General features: G+C 64.8%; 13 protein-coding genes. 5 read left to right on the top strand and 8 right to left on the bottom strand.

Annotated features, from left to right (window positions below):
• Positions 1-16 precede the first annotated feature (16 nt).
• The 5 genes from U0177_RS14305 to U0177_RS14285 form a co-directional block, all read right to left on the bottom strand.
• Positions 17-1165, bottom strand: coding sequence for a sensor histidine kinase (locus tag U0177_RS14305; protein ID WP_409571318.1), 1149 nt, complete (start codon positions 1163-1165; stop codon positions 17-19).
• 55 nt (positions 1166-1220) lie between these two features.
• Positions 1221-1934 carry a response regulator gene (locus tag U0177_RS14300; protein ID WP_409571317.1) on the bottom strand — a complete coding sequence of 238 codons (714 nt, stop codon included), beginning with the start codon at positions 1932-1934 and terminating at the stop codon, positions 1221-1223.
• Positions 1935-1991: 57 nt separating this feature from the next.
• Complete coding sequence (locus U0177_RS14295) at positions 1992-4460, bottom strand: hypothetical protein (RefSeq protein WP_409571316.1); 2469 nt, start codon at positions 4458-4460, stop codon at positions 1992-1994.
• Between the two features lie 744 nt (positions 4461-5204).
• Entirely contained in the window at positions 5205-5849 is a 645-nt protein-coding gene (locus U0177_RS14290) for a DNA modification methylase (RefSeq protein ID WP_409571315.1), read from the bottom strand.
• A 164-nt stretch (positions 5850-6013) separates the two neighbouring features.
• On the bottom strand, positions 6014-7369 hold the full coding sequence (locus U0177_RS14285) for a nicotinate phosphoribosyltransferase (RefSeq protein WP_409571314.1): 1356 nt from the start codon (positions 7367-7369) through the stop codon (positions 6014-6016).
• A 451-nt stretch (positions 7370-7820) separates the two neighbouring features.
• Here U0177_RS14285 and U0177_RS14280 point away from each other — a divergent pair, with 451 nt between their 5' ends.
• The 4 genes from U0177_RS14280 to U0177_RS14265 all read left to right on the top strand — a co-directional run bounded on the left by U0177_RS14280 (position 7821) and on the right by U0177_RS14265 (position 13009).
• Positions 7821-8813 (top strand): LacI family DNA-binding transcriptional regulator, encoded by a 993-nt coding sequence (locus tag U0177_RS14280; RefSeq protein ID WP_409571313.1) that lies wholly within the window; start codon positions 7821-7823, stop codon positions 8811-8813.
• A gap of 305 nt (positions 8814-9118) precedes the next feature.
• Positions 9119-10633, top strand: coding sequence for an ABC transporter substrate-binding protein (locus U0177_RS14275; protein ID WP_409571312.1), 1515 nt, complete (start codon positions 9119-9121; stop codon positions 10631-10633).
• A gap of 133 nt (positions 10634-10766) precedes the next feature.
• Positions 10767-11888, top strand: a complete 1122-nt coding sequence (locus U0177_RS14270; RefSeq protein WP_409571311.1) for a carbohydrate ABC transporter permease — start codon at positions 10767-10769, stop codon at positions 11886-11888.
• Positions 11885-13009, top strand: coding sequence for a carbohydrate ABC transporter permease (locus U0177_RS14265; protein WP_409571310.1), 1125 nt, complete (start codon positions 11885-11887; stop codon positions 13007-13009). Before U0177_RS14270 ends, U0177_RS14265 begins: the two co-directional genes overlap by 4 nt.
• Positions 13010-13108: 99 nt before the next feature.
• On the opposite strand, the gene U0177_RS14260 is transcribed toward U0177_RS14265, so the two are convergent.
• Together U0177_RS14260 and U0177_RS14255 are read right to left on the bottom strand one after the other, a co-directional pair.
• Positions 13109-14284 carry an N-acetyltransferase family protein gene (locus tag U0177_RS14260; protein ID WP_409571309.1) on the bottom strand — a complete coding sequence of 392 codons (1176 nt, stop codon included), beginning with the start codon at positions 14282-14284 and terminating at the stop codon, positions 13109-13111.
• A 262-nt stretch (positions 14285-14546) separates the two neighbouring features.
• A complete protein-coding gene (locus U0177_RS14255) occupies positions 14547-15290 on the bottom strand; it encodes a PIG-L deacetylase family protein (RefSeq protein WP_409571308.1) in 744 nt (247 codons plus the stop codon).
• Between the two features lie 154 nt (positions 15291-15444).
• On the opposite strand from U0177_RS14255, the gene U0177_RS14250 reads away from it, so the two are divergent.
• Positions 15445-16740, top strand: coding sequence for a citrate synthase (locus U0177_RS14250; RefSeq protein ID WP_409571307.1), 1296 nt, complete (start codon positions 15445-15447; stop codon positions 16738-16740).
• 199 nt (positions 16741-16939) lie between these two features.
• Here U0177_RS14250 and U0177_RS14245 read toward each other — a convergent pair whose 3' ends face one another.
• Positions 16940-17185, bottom strand: coding sequence for a hypothetical protein (locus U0177_RS14245; RefSeq protein WP_409571306.1), 246 nt, complete (start codon positions 17183-17185; stop codon positions 16940-16942).
• Positions 17186-17406 lie beyond the last annotated feature (221 nt).

Here is a 17406-nt window from a genome sequence, read left to right as displayed (position 1 = left end):
TGTCGGCTAGGTTTGGTTACGCGGCGGCCGCGACGGCGTCGTGCACTGGCAGTGTCAGGTAGAAGGTGGTGCCGCGGCCTGGGCCATCGCTATCGGCCCAGATCTCGCCGCCCTGGGCGTACACCAGGTGGCGCGTGATCGTCAGGCCGATACCGGTGCCGCCGCTGTGGCGCGCGCGCGATTTATCGACGCGGTAGAAGCGCTCGAAGATATGCGGCAGGTGCTCGGCGCTGATGCCGATGCCGGTGTCGCGCACGCTGATCTGCACGAAGTAATCGTGCGCCTCGGCGGCGATTGTCACCTGGCCATCGGCCGCAGTGTAGCGCAGGGCATTCGAAAGCAGGTTGATCAGGATCTGCTCGAGCCGGTCGGGGTCGGCCATGATCTCGGGCAAGTCGGGCGGTAGGTTGCTGGCCAGGTATACGCCTTTGGCGTTGAACTGCGGCTGAAACTGGGCGATCACGTGGCGCAGGCTGACGCGCAGCGCCAGCGGCCGGGGCGCCACGCGCAGCTGGCCGGCCTCGGCGCGCGAAAGCAGCGCCAGCTCTTCGATCAGCCATTTCAGCCGCGCGGCCTCGTGCTGGATCATCGCGAAGATATGCTCCTCGGGCGCGATCACGCCGTCGATCAGCCCTTCCATATAGCCCTCGATCGTGGTCAGCGGGGTGCGCAGCTCGTGTGCAACATCGGCCAGGAGCGCCAGGCGGCGCTGCTCGGTCTGCTCCAGCGCCTCGGCCAGCTGGTTGATGCTCTGGCTCAAGTCGGCCAGCTCGTCGTCGGATCGCGTGGTGGTGCGCTCGTGGTAGTGGCCGCGCGCCAGCCGCTGGCTGGTGAAGGTCAGCTCTTGCAGTGGCTCGACGATCCGCCGCGAGACGAACAGGCTCACCACCACCGCCGCCGCCAGCGCCGCGAATGCCGAGATCAGCATGCTCTGGTCGACCACGGCCTGAAAGTGTACCTGCTGGCTGATCGCGCCGGCCGGCTGGGTGTCGTCGGTCACCTGGCCGGTTTCCGAGGCCGATTGCCCGAGGCTCAGCTGCGGATCCGGCACCATTTGGGTGCTGGCGAGAAAGTGTGCGGTAGCGAGCAGCACGAGCACGCCGATCACTAGGATCGACAGGTGCGAGACAAACAGCTTCCAGCGCAGGTGCCTTAGCCAGCCCATACGAATTTGTAGATTGCGGATTGCAGATTACGGCGCAGATCTGCGAACCGCGATATCAGCGGCGCCGCCCGACGAACTTGTACCCGACGCCGCGCACCGTCTGGATGATTGCCGGGTTGGTGGGGTCGTCTTCGAGCTTGCGGCGCAGCAGCCCGATGTGCACGTCCACAACCCGGTCGATGCCGGCAAAATCGTGGCCCCACACGCGCTCGAGCAGCTGGTCGCGGTTGAAGACGCGGCCAGGCTGCTCGGCCAGGGCGTACAGCAGGTCGAACTCGCGCGGCGTCAGGTCGATCTGGCTGCTGTCGTGCCACACCTCGCGAGTGTCCGGGTCGATCACCAGGTCGTCGAAGCGCAGCGCCGGCCGCTCGGGGGCGTGCTGCACCTGGCGCGGCCCGAGCGTGCGGCTGCGGCGCAGGATGGTTTTCACGCGCACCACGAGCTCGCGCGGGCTGAACGGCTTGGTCAGGTAGTCGTCGGCGCCGACCGACAGGCCGACGATTTTGTCGATCTCTTCGGCGCGCGCGGTGAGCATCAGCACGTAGACGTCGAACTCCTGCTGGATGCGGCGGCAGACTTCCAGGCCGTCCATACCGGGCAGCATCACGTCGAGCACAATCAGATCGGGGCGGATTGCCCGCGCCTGGGCAAGCGCAGTCGGGCCGTCTTGGGCGGTCGAAACGGCAAAGCCATCGGCGCGCAAGTAGCTGGCGATGAGATCGAGGATAGGTGGTTCATCGTCAACGACAAGAATCGTTGCGCTCTGCATCGAGCCGTCCCCTCGCATTATCTAACCATATCGGCTGTGGCGGGGCTGGTGTGTACGCTATTGTAGCATATTTGTGGCGTGGGCGCGCTGTCGTCCTACTCGATCGCCACGCTGCCCAGCTCTTGTTCGCTGCCAACCAGTTGCCGGCTCGCGAAATCGTGAACGCGCACACTCAGGCGGTAGCTGCCGGGCGCGATCCCGGCCGGCAGCGCGAGTGTGCGCTGCTCGGGTACGCTCTCGCCGGGGCGCCACAGCCAGGTGGGGTAGAAGCCATCCTGTGGCGCGGCCAGGCTGCTGGCGACCGGCGCGCCGCTGGCGTCGAGCAGGCGCCCCTCGGGGAACAGCGCCCGGCCGATACGCCTGGCGGCCTGCCCGCAGGCCAATTGCCAGCGGCGCGCCGGCCCGCGCGCGCTGCGGAGCGCCCCATCCGTCCAGCCGCAGGCTGTCGCCGAAGGCTAGCGCGCTGCTGTGCATGGCTGTGCCGGCGGCGGTATGGCGCACATACACCAGCTCGCCGCTATGGGCTACAAGCTGCTCGAGCCGGCCGTCGGTCGCGCGTGAGAATGTTGCCAGCGCGCGCTCGTCGACGCTCAGCCCATCGATCAGTAGGCGCAGCGTCAGCGTCAGCGCGCCGGTTGGCTGGAATGCCGGCGCCGCGAAAGAGGGGTACGCGCTTACGTTCACGTAGCCCTCGCCGGCCAGTGTCGCCGGCAGCATGTCGGCGCCGAGGTACTGCGTGCGCGTGCGCTGCTCGTCGGGCACCAGCACAAAGCGGTTGACGGGCGTGTCGCCCGCATACAGCCCGACCTCGAGCTGCGGCAGGCGGCCCGCGAGCGGGTGGCGCAGCTCGATCGCGGTTTTGAGCCGGCCATCTTCCCAGAACGTACGATAGCGAATCGTCAGCGGGTTGAGCGCGGCGATGTCGAGCGGGTGGTCGCGTTCGATGATCGCGGCCGTGCCGAACTGCCGCAGCAGGTGCGCGCCGGTCGGTATCGGCTCGGCGCCGGCGAGGATGGCGATCTTCGGCTGCTTGGTATCGATCAGCCAGCTCTCGGTGGCCGGCTGCGGCGCGGTCAGATCGCGCCGGGCGATGTCGGCGCTGTCGCGGCGCTGGCCAAGCAGCCCGATCTGCACCCAGTAGGCGAGCGGGCCGAGCGGCGATCCCACCAGCGGCGCGCTGGCGGCTGCAGAGGGGTTGGCTTCGCGTAGCCAGCGCGCCGCCGCGACGGTATCGGGCGTGAGCAGCTGGATCGGGCGCGCCGGCACGATCTGGAAGCTGCCGCTCAGTGCCAGCGCCAGCACGAGCGCGCCAGCAGCCAGTGCGCGCGCCGGCCAGCCTGGCGTCGCGAGCAGGTACGCTGCGGCAGCCGCCACGATCGCGGCCGCCAGTGGCGTCAGCACAAATAGCAGCTTGTAGGCGTGGTAGCTTGCGACAACACCGCTCCCGCTTGCAATGGCTAGCAGCAGCGCGGCGCCGGCGGCCAGCGCGGCGGCGCGCACGAGCCCGCAGCCCTTTCGCGAGGCCAGCAGCAGCGCCGCGCCAGGCAGCGCCAGCAGCAGCGGCACCAGGCGCTCGGCGGTTGGCGTTGCCACGAGCCCCTGGTGCGCCAGCACTGCCTGCCCGGCGCCGATCCGCTCTGGCAGATCGAGCAGCGCGAGCGCCAGGGCGGGGCTAAAGGCCAGCCATGGGCGCGCATCGGCGAGTGGCGCGGTGCGGCGCTGCCGGTAGAGCACCAGGGCCGCCAGCGCGGCCGGCAGCGGCGCCCACAGCGGGTAGGTAGCCACCAGCGCTGCGAGCGCCAGGCCAAACCGCGCGGCTGCGCCGGGCGTCCAGTCCGCTGCTGGAGTCGCGTGGCCAATTGCGAGCAGCGTCAGAAACACGCCGAACACCATGGTGTAGTAGCTGTGGTCGATCAGCGCCTCGAGGGAGAATGTGCGGTGCGTCAGGAGCAGCAGCGGCCCGATCAGCAGCGCCAGCGCCCGCGCTGCTTCGGCCGCCGCGCTGCGGCGCGCACCGGCGTCGGGCGCGGCCTGCGCGGCGAGCAGAACCGCCATGCCGGCCACCAGCCCGCCAAGCAACGCCGCCGCCGGGTACATTGCCTCGAGCGCCGGCAGGCCGCTGGCGCGTGCCAGCGCGATCACCAGCAGCGCGAAGCCAGGCGGGTACGCGCTCATCTCGCCAAGCAGGCCGCGCGTGTCGTCGTTCAATGGCGGCAGCGCGCGGTGCCCGGCGATCCAGTCGACCATCTGGAAGTGGTGTACCGCGTCGACCGAAATGCCAAGCGGCAGCAGGCTGGGCCACGCCAGCGCCAGCGCCATGCCGGCGGTTGCCAGGGCGCCGAGGGTCGTGGCGGCGAGCTCGGCCGGGCGTAACGCCACTGGCGAGCGCGCTAGCGCGGCGGCGTGGCCAAGCGCGCCAATGCCGGCCGCGACTAATAGCAGCGCGCCGCTGATCGGCACCCCAATTCGGCCGGCGACGATCCCGGCTACTACCAGCGCAGCTAGCGCGCCGCCTGGGATGCTCATCAGCAGCCACGCCAGCGATGCGCCGGCTGGCGCTGCGCTCGCCGCCGCTTGCGCCCCGGCCGCCGGTGTATGCTGATATCGAGGTCGTTTGTACAAAAAGCTGTACCGCATCTCGCTGTTTCCAGTGCTTAGCGTAGCTCAGTTAGACAAAATGCACAATTGAAAACGGGTGATAGTTGTATATAATCAATAACAGTATTTCGCGCAGGCGCTCTGCGAAAGCACAGCAGTACATCGTGCGGCGTGCGCCAATACCACGAAGCCAAAGGTGATAGCGTGAGCTTTATCGATACACCAAAAGATGGGACGCTGGTCGCCTGCGATCTGTGTGGCGGCGCCAGCGCGCTGTTCGACCCGGATTGGCGGCGCGTCTGCGATGGGCCGGAGGGCCAGGCGCAGCACTTGTGCCGCACGTGCCGGCCACACGCGGTATGGTGTGCGTCTCACGGGCGCTATCATCAGCGCGAGGCAAACCACCGATTGCCCTGCGCGGGCTGCGGCGGCCTGTTTACCGCCAAGGTCGCGCTTGGCCTGCAGCACTGCCCCTCGTGCCGGCCCGCAGCACCCGCGCCGCCTCCCCGGCGCACATCGCCCACTCTGGTGCAGCGCTTTCTCTCGCTGGTACTCTAGCGCCATCCGACTGATCTGACGCCCGAATGCCCGCGCAGGTGGCAAGCGCGGGCGTTTTTATATAGAAACGATCGCCGCGAGCAGTATTCGCGGCGGCTGCGGTGTGTGTGGCTGCTACCTGGCTGGGCGGCGGAAGATCGTGAGTGTCTCATGCAGGATCGGTACGAATGCCCCGCCGTACTGCGTCGTGTTCGAGCTGACATTATGCTGCATTTTGACGACGATGCCCTCGAGGTGCGGGCGGTCGAGGCGCACCACGTCGTGCGTGAGCGGCTCGTAGCGGCCCTGGCGCCGCAGGTCGCCCATGAGGATCGCCATGCGCCCGCCCGGCGCCAGCAGCTCGAAAAAGCGCCAGTAGGCCGCGCGCAGCAGCGCTTGAAACGCCGCGAGCGAGCCGGCGCGGCTGAGGTCGCGCGGGTCGTCGCTGTAGAGCTTCATGTCGTGGTAGGGCGGGTGCCAGAAGATCAGGTCGTAGCCTGCGCCGATTGGGTCGCGCAGGCTATCGGTGCCGGAGTGCAGGTCGAAGCCGGCGTACTCGACGCCCAGATCGGCACATACCTCGCGGCTGGTGCCGCCGCCCTCCATCGGATCGAGCACGCGGCTGGGGCGGAAGGTCGCGCACAGGTCGATCAGCAGGTAGCCCGAGCAGTTGCCTGGGTAGCGATTATCGCCCCATGGCCCGCGGCCAGGGTAGCTCACCACGCTGGTCAGCGGCTTGCGCTGGCGCAGGTATTCGGCTAGAGCTTTTGCGTCGCGCATAGGCGGTGCTTTGCTTGCGCCCGGCGTGGCGGTTGCGCCGCTGTGTGCCTCGGCTTCCTCAGGTGCGCTTTTTCGCCTGCGGCAGCTCTGCGTGCAGTTTTCCGCGTGGAGCGCGGAAAACTGCACACAATACATCGGATAGCAGCGCCCTGCCACAGTAAGCGCTACCGCGTCACCAGCGAGAGATCCGGATTATCGCAGGCGCGGCGGCCGGTTTTCACCAGATCGTGCCAGGCGCCAGCTACCTTCACCCGCACAATGTCGGCGGTGAAGTCGTTGTTGGTGCCTTCCTCGTCGCTATTCGAGAACAGCGACGAGCCGACGCCGTAGATGTCGGCTGGCACGCCCAGCTCTTCAAAGCGCCGGATCTTGCGTGGCCCGAAACCGCCCGTCACTACGATCTTCACCTCGCGGCACCACTGGCGCGCGCGCGCGGCCCAGGCGGGCGTGAGCTGCCAGCGCTGCCAGGCGTCGTCGATCGCCTGGCGCAGGTAGAACACCAGCCGCGGCGTCACGCCCATGTCCAGATCCTTCTGGCCGATGGGCGGCACGCTCTTGTCGCGCAGGGTGCCGCTGGTGTCGGGGCGCACGCCGAACAGGCGGTAGCGCTCGGCCTCGGCCAGCTGGCCGGCGTCGGTCAGCTCGCGGTAGCGCGCAAACATCGCGTCCATCACTGCCATGGTCGTGCCGACGCAGTCGTTGTCGAAATCGATCAGCGCGATCCGCGGGATCTCGACCGGGCGCGTCTCGGCGAAGGCTAGCATACACTCGACGGTATCGCCCAGAAACGCGGCAATCGCGGCGTGCGCCACCGTGCCGCCGCCCAGCCCGCCCCACCAGTCGCCCTGCGCGTCGGTCGAAATAAACGAGCTGACCGTGTGCCCGTGGTCGTGGTTGAAGCGCTGCACCGCGATGTTGTAGGCGTAGCCGTCGGCCGCCTGCACCTCGTGGGCGTCGAAGCGTGCCGGGAAGAAGAGCACCGGCTTGCCGCGCGCCGCCACCAGCACATTGTACACGTTTGTCGCGATCCGCGTGGCGCGGGTGAGCGCGCCGAGGCTTGGGGTTTCGAGCAGCGCGAAGTCGCGATAGCGCCCGCGCACTTTCAGCACTGGCTGCACGTTTAGCGGGTCGCCGCTGTAGCGCACGATCGCGCCGTCGTGCACAGCTTCGACCTCAAGCTGATCGTAGGTGTTCACAAAGCTGCCGTCTGAGAAGTAGCCAGTGCAGCACTTCAGCATCGCCAGCGCCTTGTCGACGCCGGCAACCACCGAGCAGGGCTGGCGGCGCGTGAACCACTGCATCTCGACGACGAGATCGCCTACGTCGATGCCGCGCGGGTCGACGCCGATGGCCGCCAGGCGCGTCGAGCTGCCGCCAAAGCGGTAGCCGCGCCGCGATAGGTCGCCGAGCATGCCCACAATGTTTTCGAAATATTTGTCGGAATACCAGCCGGCGCGCATGCGCTCGGCGTCGAGCTTGAACGTCTGGTCGTTGAGCCGCTGGCCGTCGAATATGCTCATGGGATCGTCCTTTGCGAATATTTATTGTCAATATGACAATAAATATTCTAGCGCAGCTCGCCGTATTTGTCAATGGCCTGGCAAAGCATGGCAAGAGAATTGCTGTACGAGTATTAGAGCCTGGTTTTCCGTGAAATCGATTTCATAAACTTCGCCGCAAGCGCGAGCGATCGCCGCAGCCTGCCTGATAATACTCTCGACAATAAAAAGGTTTTTGACAAAATCGTGCCATTCGCGTAATATGGTAGCGCTTTCATTATATGTTCACAATGCGTTCACATGTGCTGAGTAAACGATTGCGTACGCGAAGCCTTCAGGGTCAGGGATTTTGCGCAATGATATTGACAAGCCTGCGAAGCTATGCTATAATGAAAGTGCTTTCATAAAAGAACGAGCAAGTGTATAGTGTGGATGATTCCCCATCCGTGATCGCAGAGAGATGGGGTTAGCGATGTCAGACCCGACGATCTACGACGTAGCCGATCTGGCCAACGTGAGTATTTCGACAGTATCGCGCGTGCTCAACTCGCCCGACCAGGTGAACGAGTCGACGCGTACGCGCGTGCTGGCGGCGATCGACCAGCTGAATTTCGTGCCGAAAGCCGAGGCGACGGCGCGGGCGCGTAAAGGCACTCGGCGGATCGGGGTGCTTGCCCCGTTTATCACCTACCCGTCGTTCGTACAGCGGCTGCGCGGTGTTGCCACGCTGACCGACGCAGCCTACGAGATGGTGATCTACAATGTCGAGTCGGCCTCGCGGCGCGATGGCTACCTTTCAACACTGCCGGTGACGCGCCGGCTCGATGGCCTGATCGTGATGGCGCTGCCGTTTGGCTCGGCTGCGGCGCAACGCCTGCGGATGCATAACCTCGAGACAGTCTTGATCGAATGTACGAACCCGTGGTTCAGCAGCGTCGAGATCGACGACGATGCCGGCGGCGAGATGGTTGCGCGCTACCTGCTCGAACGTGGCCACCGGCGCTTTGGCTTTGTCGGCGACGCCAACGTGCCCGACTACGCGATCCACACCAGCGAGCGGCGCTTTCTGGGCTACCAGCGCGCGCTGCGCGCGGCCGGCTGCGAATTGCAGCCCGAGCACGTGCGGACGGGGCAGCATGGCCTCGAGCAGGCGCGCAAGCTGACGCACCAGCTGCTCGAGGCGCCCGGCCCGCCAACCGCGATTTTCGCGCCGAGCGATACGCAGGCGATGGGCGTGCTCAAGGCCGCTCGCGAGCGCGGCCTGGCGGTACCGAGTGAGCTTGCGGTGATTGGCTTCGACGATGTCGAGGTGGCCGACTACATCGGGCTGACGACGGTGCGCCAGCCGCTGGAGGAGTCGGGGCGCGTGGCGGTTGAGCTACTGCTGGCGCGCCTTGCCGACCGGGCGCGGCCGGTGCAGCGCGTGACGCTACAGCTGGAGATCGTGCGGCGCGAAACCGCCTGACACATCGGCCGCCAGGCGCGTTAGGCTTCCTGAAGCAATAGAGCTGTGTTGGCTGGGCACGTGTTTTTTTCGTGCAGTGGTTTAGTGTACAAATCATGGTTTTGGATGTATGCTATGCGCGCTTCCACGCTGGCTGCGGCTCGCACCTGGCCTTCGACGTTGGATGCGCTGCGCTTTGCATATACCGGGTTGTTATTCGACTTGAAAGGAGGTGAGCCGGCCCAGAACTGCTGCCATGGGGCATCACCCGCGTTTCAGTTTGTCTGATGATCCTCGGTTACAATGAATGTTAGGAGGACAGATCCATGCGAACGAAGAGCTTCTCGCTCGTTCTACTGGCAATGCTGGCCAGCATGATCCTGGCCGCCTGCGGTGGTGGCACCGCGGCAACTCCGACGCAGGCTCCCGCGCCGGCCGAGCAGCCCACGGCTGCGCCAGCCCCGACGGCCGCTCCGGCCCCGACAGCTGCCCCTGAGGCTACCGCTGCGCCGGCCCCGACGGCCGCGCCGACCGCCGCAGCCGCGTCATCCGAAGGCAGCTCGGCAATGGCCGACTTGAAGGCTAAAGCCGCCACAATCAGCCAGGATCTGGTTGATGCCTTCGACGGCAAGCTCAAGGGCACCAAGGTCACCATGACCGGCCCGTTTGTCGATGTAGATGCCAATAAGTTCAACGATACGATCAAAGAGTTCGAGGACATGACTGGTATCGACATCCAGTACGAAGGTACCAAGGAGTTCGAGGCCACGATCGCGGCGCGCGTCGATGGCGCCAACCCGCCTGATATTGCGGACTTCCCGCAGCCAGGCCTTGCTGCTAGCTTTGCCAAGAGCGGCAAAATCATCGACGTTACTAAGTTCATTAAGCCCGAATGGTACAAGCAGAACTACAACCAGAGCTACCTGGATATCGCGACGCTCGACGGCCCGAACGGCAAGATCGTCGCCGGTGTGTGGCATCGCGCCTTCCCCAAGAGCGTCGTGTTCTATCCTAAGAAAGCCTTCGACGACGCCGGCTACAAGATCCCGACCACCTGGGAAGAGCTGACGGCGCTGCAGGATCAGATCGTGAAGGACGGCGATACCCCCTGGTGCATCGGCATCGAGTCGGGCGCAGCTACCGGCTGGCCGGCCACCGACTGGACCGAGGAGATGATGCTCCGCACCACCTCGCTCGAGAACTACGACAAGTGGGTCAAGGGCGAGCTGAAGTTCACCGACCCGATCGTCAAGACCGCCGTGCAGAAGTGGTCGGACATCTGGTTCAACGACAAGTACGTGTACGGCGGGCGCGCCAAGATCGTCACCACCAGCTTCGGTGATGCGCCCAAGCCGATGTTCGACAAGCCCGATCCCAAGTGCTACCTGCACAAGCAGGGCAGCTTCATCGTCAGCTTCTTCCCCGAGGGCACCAAGCCCGAGGACTACGGCGTGTTCTACTTCCCGCCGGTCGATCCGCAGTATGGCAAGCCCGTGCTGTTCTCGGGCGACCTGTACTCCGGCTTCGCCGATCGGCCCGAAGTGCGCGCGACGCTAGCGTTCTTTAGCTCGGGCGCCTCGATCGAGAAGTGGGTCAAAGCCGGCGGCGCGACCTCGCCGCACAAGGATTCGAACCTCGACTGGTACTCGAACCCAACCGATAAGGCCGTGGCAGACATCCTGCTGAAGGCCGAGAGCGTGCGCTTCGACGGCTCGGACTTGATGCCGGGCGTCGTGGGCGCGGGCACGTTCTGGAAGGGTATGACCGACTATGTTGCTGGCACGGTTGACTTGGACAAGGCCCTGGAGGAGATCCAGGCCGGCTGGGCCAACGTGAAGTAGTGTCGGAGGCTGGGGTGCGTCGCCTGCGGCGCGCCCCAGCCTACTTTCACGATCGTTGCCACCAGATGGCTCGGCGCGGCTGTGCCGCACACACTCGCCGCTCCGAATGCGCAGGTGCTAAGGGAGAGTAACAATGGCACGATTAACGGAGATCGAGCCGCGACGGCAGGCGGCAGCCCAGGAAGGTGGGGTTGGTCGGATCGCGATGGCGCTTCTCGCGGTGGCCGTTACCTTGATAGCAATTTGGTACGGTTTTATTTTCTTGCGCGATAATCAAAACACGGCGCCAAAAATTGTCACGACGCTCGTAGCCATTGTGTGGGGCGTCGGCGGCGTGGCGGCGCTGTTCTTCTCGGCCAACCTGTTGATCGAGCAGTTCGGCGATGCAGCCAAAGCCTACTTGCGGCCGTTCGTCTTTGTTGGCCCCGCCGTTTTTATGCTTGGCTGGTTTCTGTTCCTTCCCACGCTGCGTACGATCTATCTGAGCCTGCTGAATAACGACTCGACCCAGTTTGTTGGCCTGCGCAACTATGTGTTTGCTATTACCGACCGTAGCATGCTCGAGTCGTTCCGTAACAACCTGATCTGGATGATCTTCGGCACCGCCGGATGCGTCATCTTTGGCCTGGTGATCGCCGTGCTGGCCGACCGCAGCAAGTTCGAGAATCTGGCCAAGGCGCTGATCTTCATGCCGATGGCGATCTCGTTCGTCGGCGCCGGCGTGATCTGGCGCTTCATCTACTACTATGCACCGCCCGGCGAGCCGCAGATCGGCCTGCTCAACGCGATCGTGACCGGCTTGGGCGGCCAGCCGCAAGCCTGGACGAGCCTGCTCCAGCCGTGGAACAACTTGTTCCTGGTGATCATCATGATCTGGCTCCAGACTGGCTTCGCGATGGTGATTTTCTCGTCGGCGATCAAAGGCATCCCCACCGACATCCTCGAGGCCTCGCGCGTCGACGGCGCGACCGAGTGGCAGGTGTTCTTCCAGATTATGATCCCGGCGATCATGAGCACGATCATTACCGTCACCACCACAATCGTGATCTTCTCGCTCAAGATTTTCGACGTGGTGATCGTGATGACCGGCGGCCAGTACGGTACGCACGTGATTGCGACGCAGTTCTACCGCCAGTTCTTCACCAATCGCGATTTCGGGCGCGGCGCGGCGATTGCGATCGTGCTGCTGATCGCGGTTTCGCCGGTGATCTACTATAATCTGCGACAGTTAGGTAAGCAGGAGGGCTTCAGATGAGTGCTACAGCGGTCAGCCCTCGCGCCATCAGCAAACGCCGCCAACAGCTTATAGGCACCCTGTTCGTCAATATTGTGCTGGCGATCATCTGCCTGCTTTGGACGGTTCCGACCTTTGGCTTGCTGATCTCATCGTTCCGGCCGCGTAATAACATTAATACCAGTGGCTGGTGGGCGATCTTCCCGCATAGCGAGCTGGTCACCAGCCAGACGATTACGCTGCCGCGCGCCACGCCGCTCGATCAGCCGGTGGTTATTCCGGATCTTGGCGGCCTGTCGGTGACTGACGCCCAGCTCCAAGCCGGCTACCCGCTGCCCGATGGCGGGCAGATCAAGTGGGCCAGCCGCCGCCAGCGCTCGATCGCCGTACAAAGCTATCAAACGCGCGCGGATACCAACTTCACATTGCGCAATTACCAAAACGTGCTCACCGGCAAAGCCGAGGATCAGAATGGCGTCGTTAAAGCCGATGCGGGTACCGACTTCGGCAGCGCGTTCCTGAACTCGGTGGCCGTGTCGATTCCCGCGACGGTGATCCCGATCTTGATGGCGGCATTCGCCGCGTATGGGTTCGCCTGGATGCGCTTCCCTGGCCGCAAGCTGCTGTTCGCGATCATTGTGACACTGCTGGTAGTGCCGCTCCAGCTGGCGCTGGTGCCGATCCTGCGCGACTACGTGCGTCTGGGTATCAATGGCACCTTTTTGTCCGTCTGGCTGGCGCACACCGGCTTCGGCCTGCCGCTGGCCACCTACCTGCTGTACAACTACATCAGCGAGCTGCCGCGCGAGATCCTTGAGTCGGCATTTATCGATGGCGCGACGCCGTTTACGATCTTCACGCGCCTGATCCTGCCGCTCTCGGTGCCGGCGCTGGCGTCGTTCGCGATCTTCCAGTTCCTGTGGGTCTGGAACGACTACCTGGTGGCGCTGATCTTTATCGGCGCGACGCCAAATGTGCAAGTGCTGACGATGGTGCTGGCCAATATCACTGGCTCGCGCGGCCAGGATTGGCACTTGCTGACGGCCGGCGCGTTCATCTCGATGTTGCTGCCGCTGGTCGTATTCTTCAGCCTCCAGCGCTTCTTCGTGCGCGGCCTGCTGGCCGGCTCGGTGAAGGGCTAGCCGATCCACCTCCGGCCGGTTCGCGGCGCCGTGCCAGGCTCCTTTGCAAGCTCGCAGGTTGCAGATTTCGTTCTGCAACCTGCGCTGTGTTCTCCGCTGCTATGGCAGCCGCTTCTCGTAGATCCGGTAGGTTTTGTTGATCCAGGCTCCCAGCCCCTCGATCACCCGCCGCATCGGCAGGTTGTTCTCGACGATTAGCGACAGCTCGGCGCGCTGGTAGCCCTTGCGCACGCCTTCCTTGAACGTTTCAAAATAAAACACCGCGTCGATGCCGCGCTGGCGGTACTCGGGCACGATGCCCATGGCGAAAACGCGCGCCGTGTCGATGTGCGAGCGCTCGCGCAGCACCCGCAGCCAGCCGAACGGCAGCAGCCGGCCGTTAATATGCTGCAGCACCTGGTTGTAGTCGGGCAGGCTGATCGATACGCCCACCGGCTCGCCGTGCACTTCGGCAATGAATACTAGGTCGGGGTCGATGATCGACTTCAGCCCCGCAGCCATATAGTCGATCTCGTCGTCGTCCATTGGCACGAAGCTGTAGTTGCGCTCCCAGGCGCGGTTGTAGATCGTCCGCACGCGCCCAAGCTCGGCGGCGAACTCGTTCATGCGCACTTTGCGGAAGGTTGCCCCGCTGCGCCGCCGCGCGATCTCGACGGTGCGCAGCAGCTTGGGCGGCAGCGCGTCGGTCGCACCACCGCCGAGGTGGGCGCGGTCGAGCATGTAGGCGTACCAGTCCATCGCCTTGCTGTAGCCGGCGCCCTCGATATACTCGCGGTAGTATGGCGGGTTGTAGGCGGTCATCAGTATCGGCGGCTGGTCGAATGCGTCGAGCAGCAGCCCGGACTCGTTGTCGGTGGCGAAGTTGATCGGGCCGCGCACGGTGCGCAGCCCGCGCGCCCGCAGCCAATCCTCGGCGGCGGCCAGCAGCGCTGCGGCGGCCTCGGCGTCGCGCCGCACTTCGAAAAAGCCGAAGAAGCCTACATCCTCGTGCTGGACGCTGGTGTAGGCGTGGTTGACGATCGCGGCGATCGTGCCGGCGTCCTGGCTGCCACGGCGCGCGACAAACAGCTGCACCTCGGCATGCTTGAAGAACGGGTTGACGGCCGGGTCGAAGGTGCGCTTGCGCTCGCTCAGCAGCGGCGGCACCCACGCCGGGTTGCCGGCGTACACCTGCCAGGGGAACATGATGAAGCGCGATTTGGCGCGTGCGCTGGCCACTGGCTCGATCACCAGCGGCGCGTGGCCAATGCTTGCTGCGGCGGTCTCGTGTGTCATAGTTTTCTCCATTGAATTGACACGAGTTACGCGGTGGGGTTCGGGGGGCGGCTTTGTCGCCCCGAAACTTCCTTTTTGGCCGGCCGTGGCCACCGCCGTGGCCGCGACCGGCCAAAAAAAAGAGATGATTTTGGAGGGCGCAAGCCCTCCAAGCCTCCCATGCGGGAGGACACCGCGTACGTCCTATGATCGGCTTGACACGGTGCGGTCGCGAACTATCGCGCCCGTACGCCTTCGGTGCAATGAGCTGGCAATGCGTGCCTCAGTCGGCGGGCGGTGGCTGGCGCAGCACCACGCGCACGTACGCCTCGGCCAGGGCACACTCGACGCCATTGGCGCGCGCCTGCTGGGCGGTGCCTTCGGCGAACTGGCGGATCATCGCGGCCGCGTCCCAGCCGCCCAGCTGGCTGGCATGCGCCCGCATCGCGTCGATCTTGCGGTCGAGATCTTGCTTTTCCAGCGGTACCCACAGCGTTGCAGAGTCGGGGATGGCCATGTACACTTCGGCGACATCGTGCGGCTCGAGGCCCTCGGCCAGCAGCTCGAGCGCGGCCAGGCGCGTGTTGGCGATCGGCATCACCGCGGCCAGCGTCGCCTCGGCGGCGGCGCGATGGTCGGGGTGGTTGATATAGCTCGGCCCATAGAAGAAGCGCGGGTCGCACGTGAGCACTGCGTCGGGGCGCACGCGCCGGATCTCGCGGGCGATTGCCAGCCGCAGCTCGATGCTCGCCACCAGCCGGCCATCGGTGTGGCCTAGAAACGCGTAGCTTGACACGCCGAAGATCGCCCCAGCAGCCTGCTGCTCGGCGCGGCGGATCGTCGCCAGTGCCGCAGGCGTAAGGCTCGGGTCGCGGCTGCCGCTGTTGCCATCGGTCAGCAGGCAGTAGTGCAGCTCGGTGCCAGCGCGCGCCCAGCGCGACACCAGGCCGCCGGCCATGAACTCGATATCGTCGGGGTGGGCCATCACCGCAAGCGCCCGGCGCGGCGGAACAAAGGTTTCGGGCATTGGCATACCTGTAACAAAACTGATCTGCGCGACTCGTATGATAGCACCACTTGATCGTCTATAAAGATAAAATCGGGGTATAATATCCGCGCTCGCCAAGGTTTGCGTTTATGGGAACCAGAACCCTTTACAGGAGAAAGGACTACAACCGCCAATGTCGACGGATACACTCACCGTAACCGATAATCGAACCGGCAAGAAATACGAGGTTCCGATTGTCGATGGTGCGATCCGCGCAAGCGATCTGCGCCAGTTCAAGCTCGATCCGGCCGACTATGGCCTGATGAGCTACGACCCAGCCTTCACCAACACCGCGTCGACGAAAAGCTCGATCACCTACCTCGACGGCGACGAAGGCATTTTGCTGTATCGCGGCTACCCAATCGAGCAGCTTGCCGAGAAGAGCACGCACCTCGAGACGGCCTACCTGATCCTGAACGGCGAGCTGCCTACGGCGCCTCAGCTAGCCAAGCTCGAAGCCGAGATCAAAAAGCACTGGTTTATTCACGAGAATATCAAGCACCTGATCGACGCCTTCCGCCACGACGCGCACCCCATGGGCATGTTCATCAGCGCGGTCGGCGCGTCGTCGAGTTTCCACCCCGAGTCGGCCAATATCTTCGACCCGGCCATCCGCAACGAGCAGATCGTGCGGCTGATCTCCGAGGTGCCGACGATCGCGGCCTTCTCGTACCGCCATATCCGCGGCCTGCCGGTGGTGTACCCCGACGACGATCTGAGCTACACCGGCAATTTCCTGAGCATGATGTTCAAGCGCACCGAGCACCACTACAAGCCCAACCCCGTGCTTGAGCGCGCGCTCGATATCCTGTTCATCCTGCACGCCGACCACGAGCAGAACTGCAGCACCAACACCATGCGCGCGATCGGCTCGGCCCATGCCGACCCGTACGTGGCGCTGGCCGGCGCGGCGGCGGCGCTGTACGGCCCGCTGCACGGCGGCGCGAACGAGGCGGTGGTGCGCATGCTCTCGAAGATCGCTACCACCAAGAACATCCCCGAGTTTATCGCCAGCGTGAAACGCGGCGAAGGCAAGCTGATGGGCTTCGGCCACCGCGTGTATAAGAATTTCGACCCGCGCGGCAAGATCGTCAAGCAGCTGGCCTACGAGGTGTTCGAGGTGACGGGCCGTAACCCGCTGCTCGATGTGGCGCTCGAGCTCGAGCGGATCGCGCTCGAAGACGATTACTTCATCACGCGCAAGCTTTACCCGAACGTCGATTTCTACTCGGGCCTGATCTACCAGGCTATGGGCCTGCCGACGCCGTTCTTCCCAGTGCTGTTCGCCATCCCGCGCACTGTCGGCTGGCTGGCACAGTGGGTCGAGCTGCTCGAGGACCCTGAGCAGAAGATCGCCAGGCCGCGCCAGGTGTACACGGGCGAGCCAAGCCGCGATTATGTGTCGATCGACGCGCGGCGCGGGCAGTAACACGCACCCCATATTTCTTCTTGGTGGTTCGGCGCCGCCCTGCGCATCACGCCACACAGCTATCGGTACTCATCAAAACCGCTGGAAGGTACACGGATGTTTCGCCGGTTCTTGCGGCAGCCTGCTTGAATACAGCGTGCCAGCGTCGTCAGCGCGTCCCGCAGCCGTGCGGGCTGCCCCATCGCCGTTGCCAGCGCGATCAATGCGTACGAATTGTCTGTGCCGCTTTGCCCCAACTCCGTGCGGGCGTCACCCGCTCACGAGCAGCAGCCAATGCTGCACAATTTGATTGAGCGTCCACATCAGCACCCGCCACGGCTGCACGTCCGTACCAGATCAATCTGCCCGTGGTTTTCCACAGCAAACAGCAGTTCGATTGCCAGCGCGCCCGCGCCAGCACCAGCGCCTCCGTCACGGTCAGTCCGTCCGGCGGGATGGTGGTCACAAACACGCTCCACGCCGCCAAGGCCAAGCAGCGCGACCATCTGGCCTGCGCTTTGGCTTCCTCCGCAAGCGGCGGCGGCGCTGGTCGACCCCCTGCGGTGCCCGCACTGCCAGCAAGCGCCCGCACCTGCGCCTCCGCCCAGCCGCACCGGCGATCGAGCGTTGCCGGGCATGGCGGCCAGCAGGTCGTGCAGGCGCCACCGGTCCATCGTCCGTTTGCAG

This window comes from Kouleothrix sp. (assembly GCF_046328425.1).
In the GTDB taxonomy this organism is placed as follows: domain Bacteria; phylum Chloroflexota; class Chloroflexia; order Chloroflexales; family Roseiflexaceae; genus Kouleothrix.
This window is presented reverse-complemented; position numbering and strand designations above follow the sequence as displayed.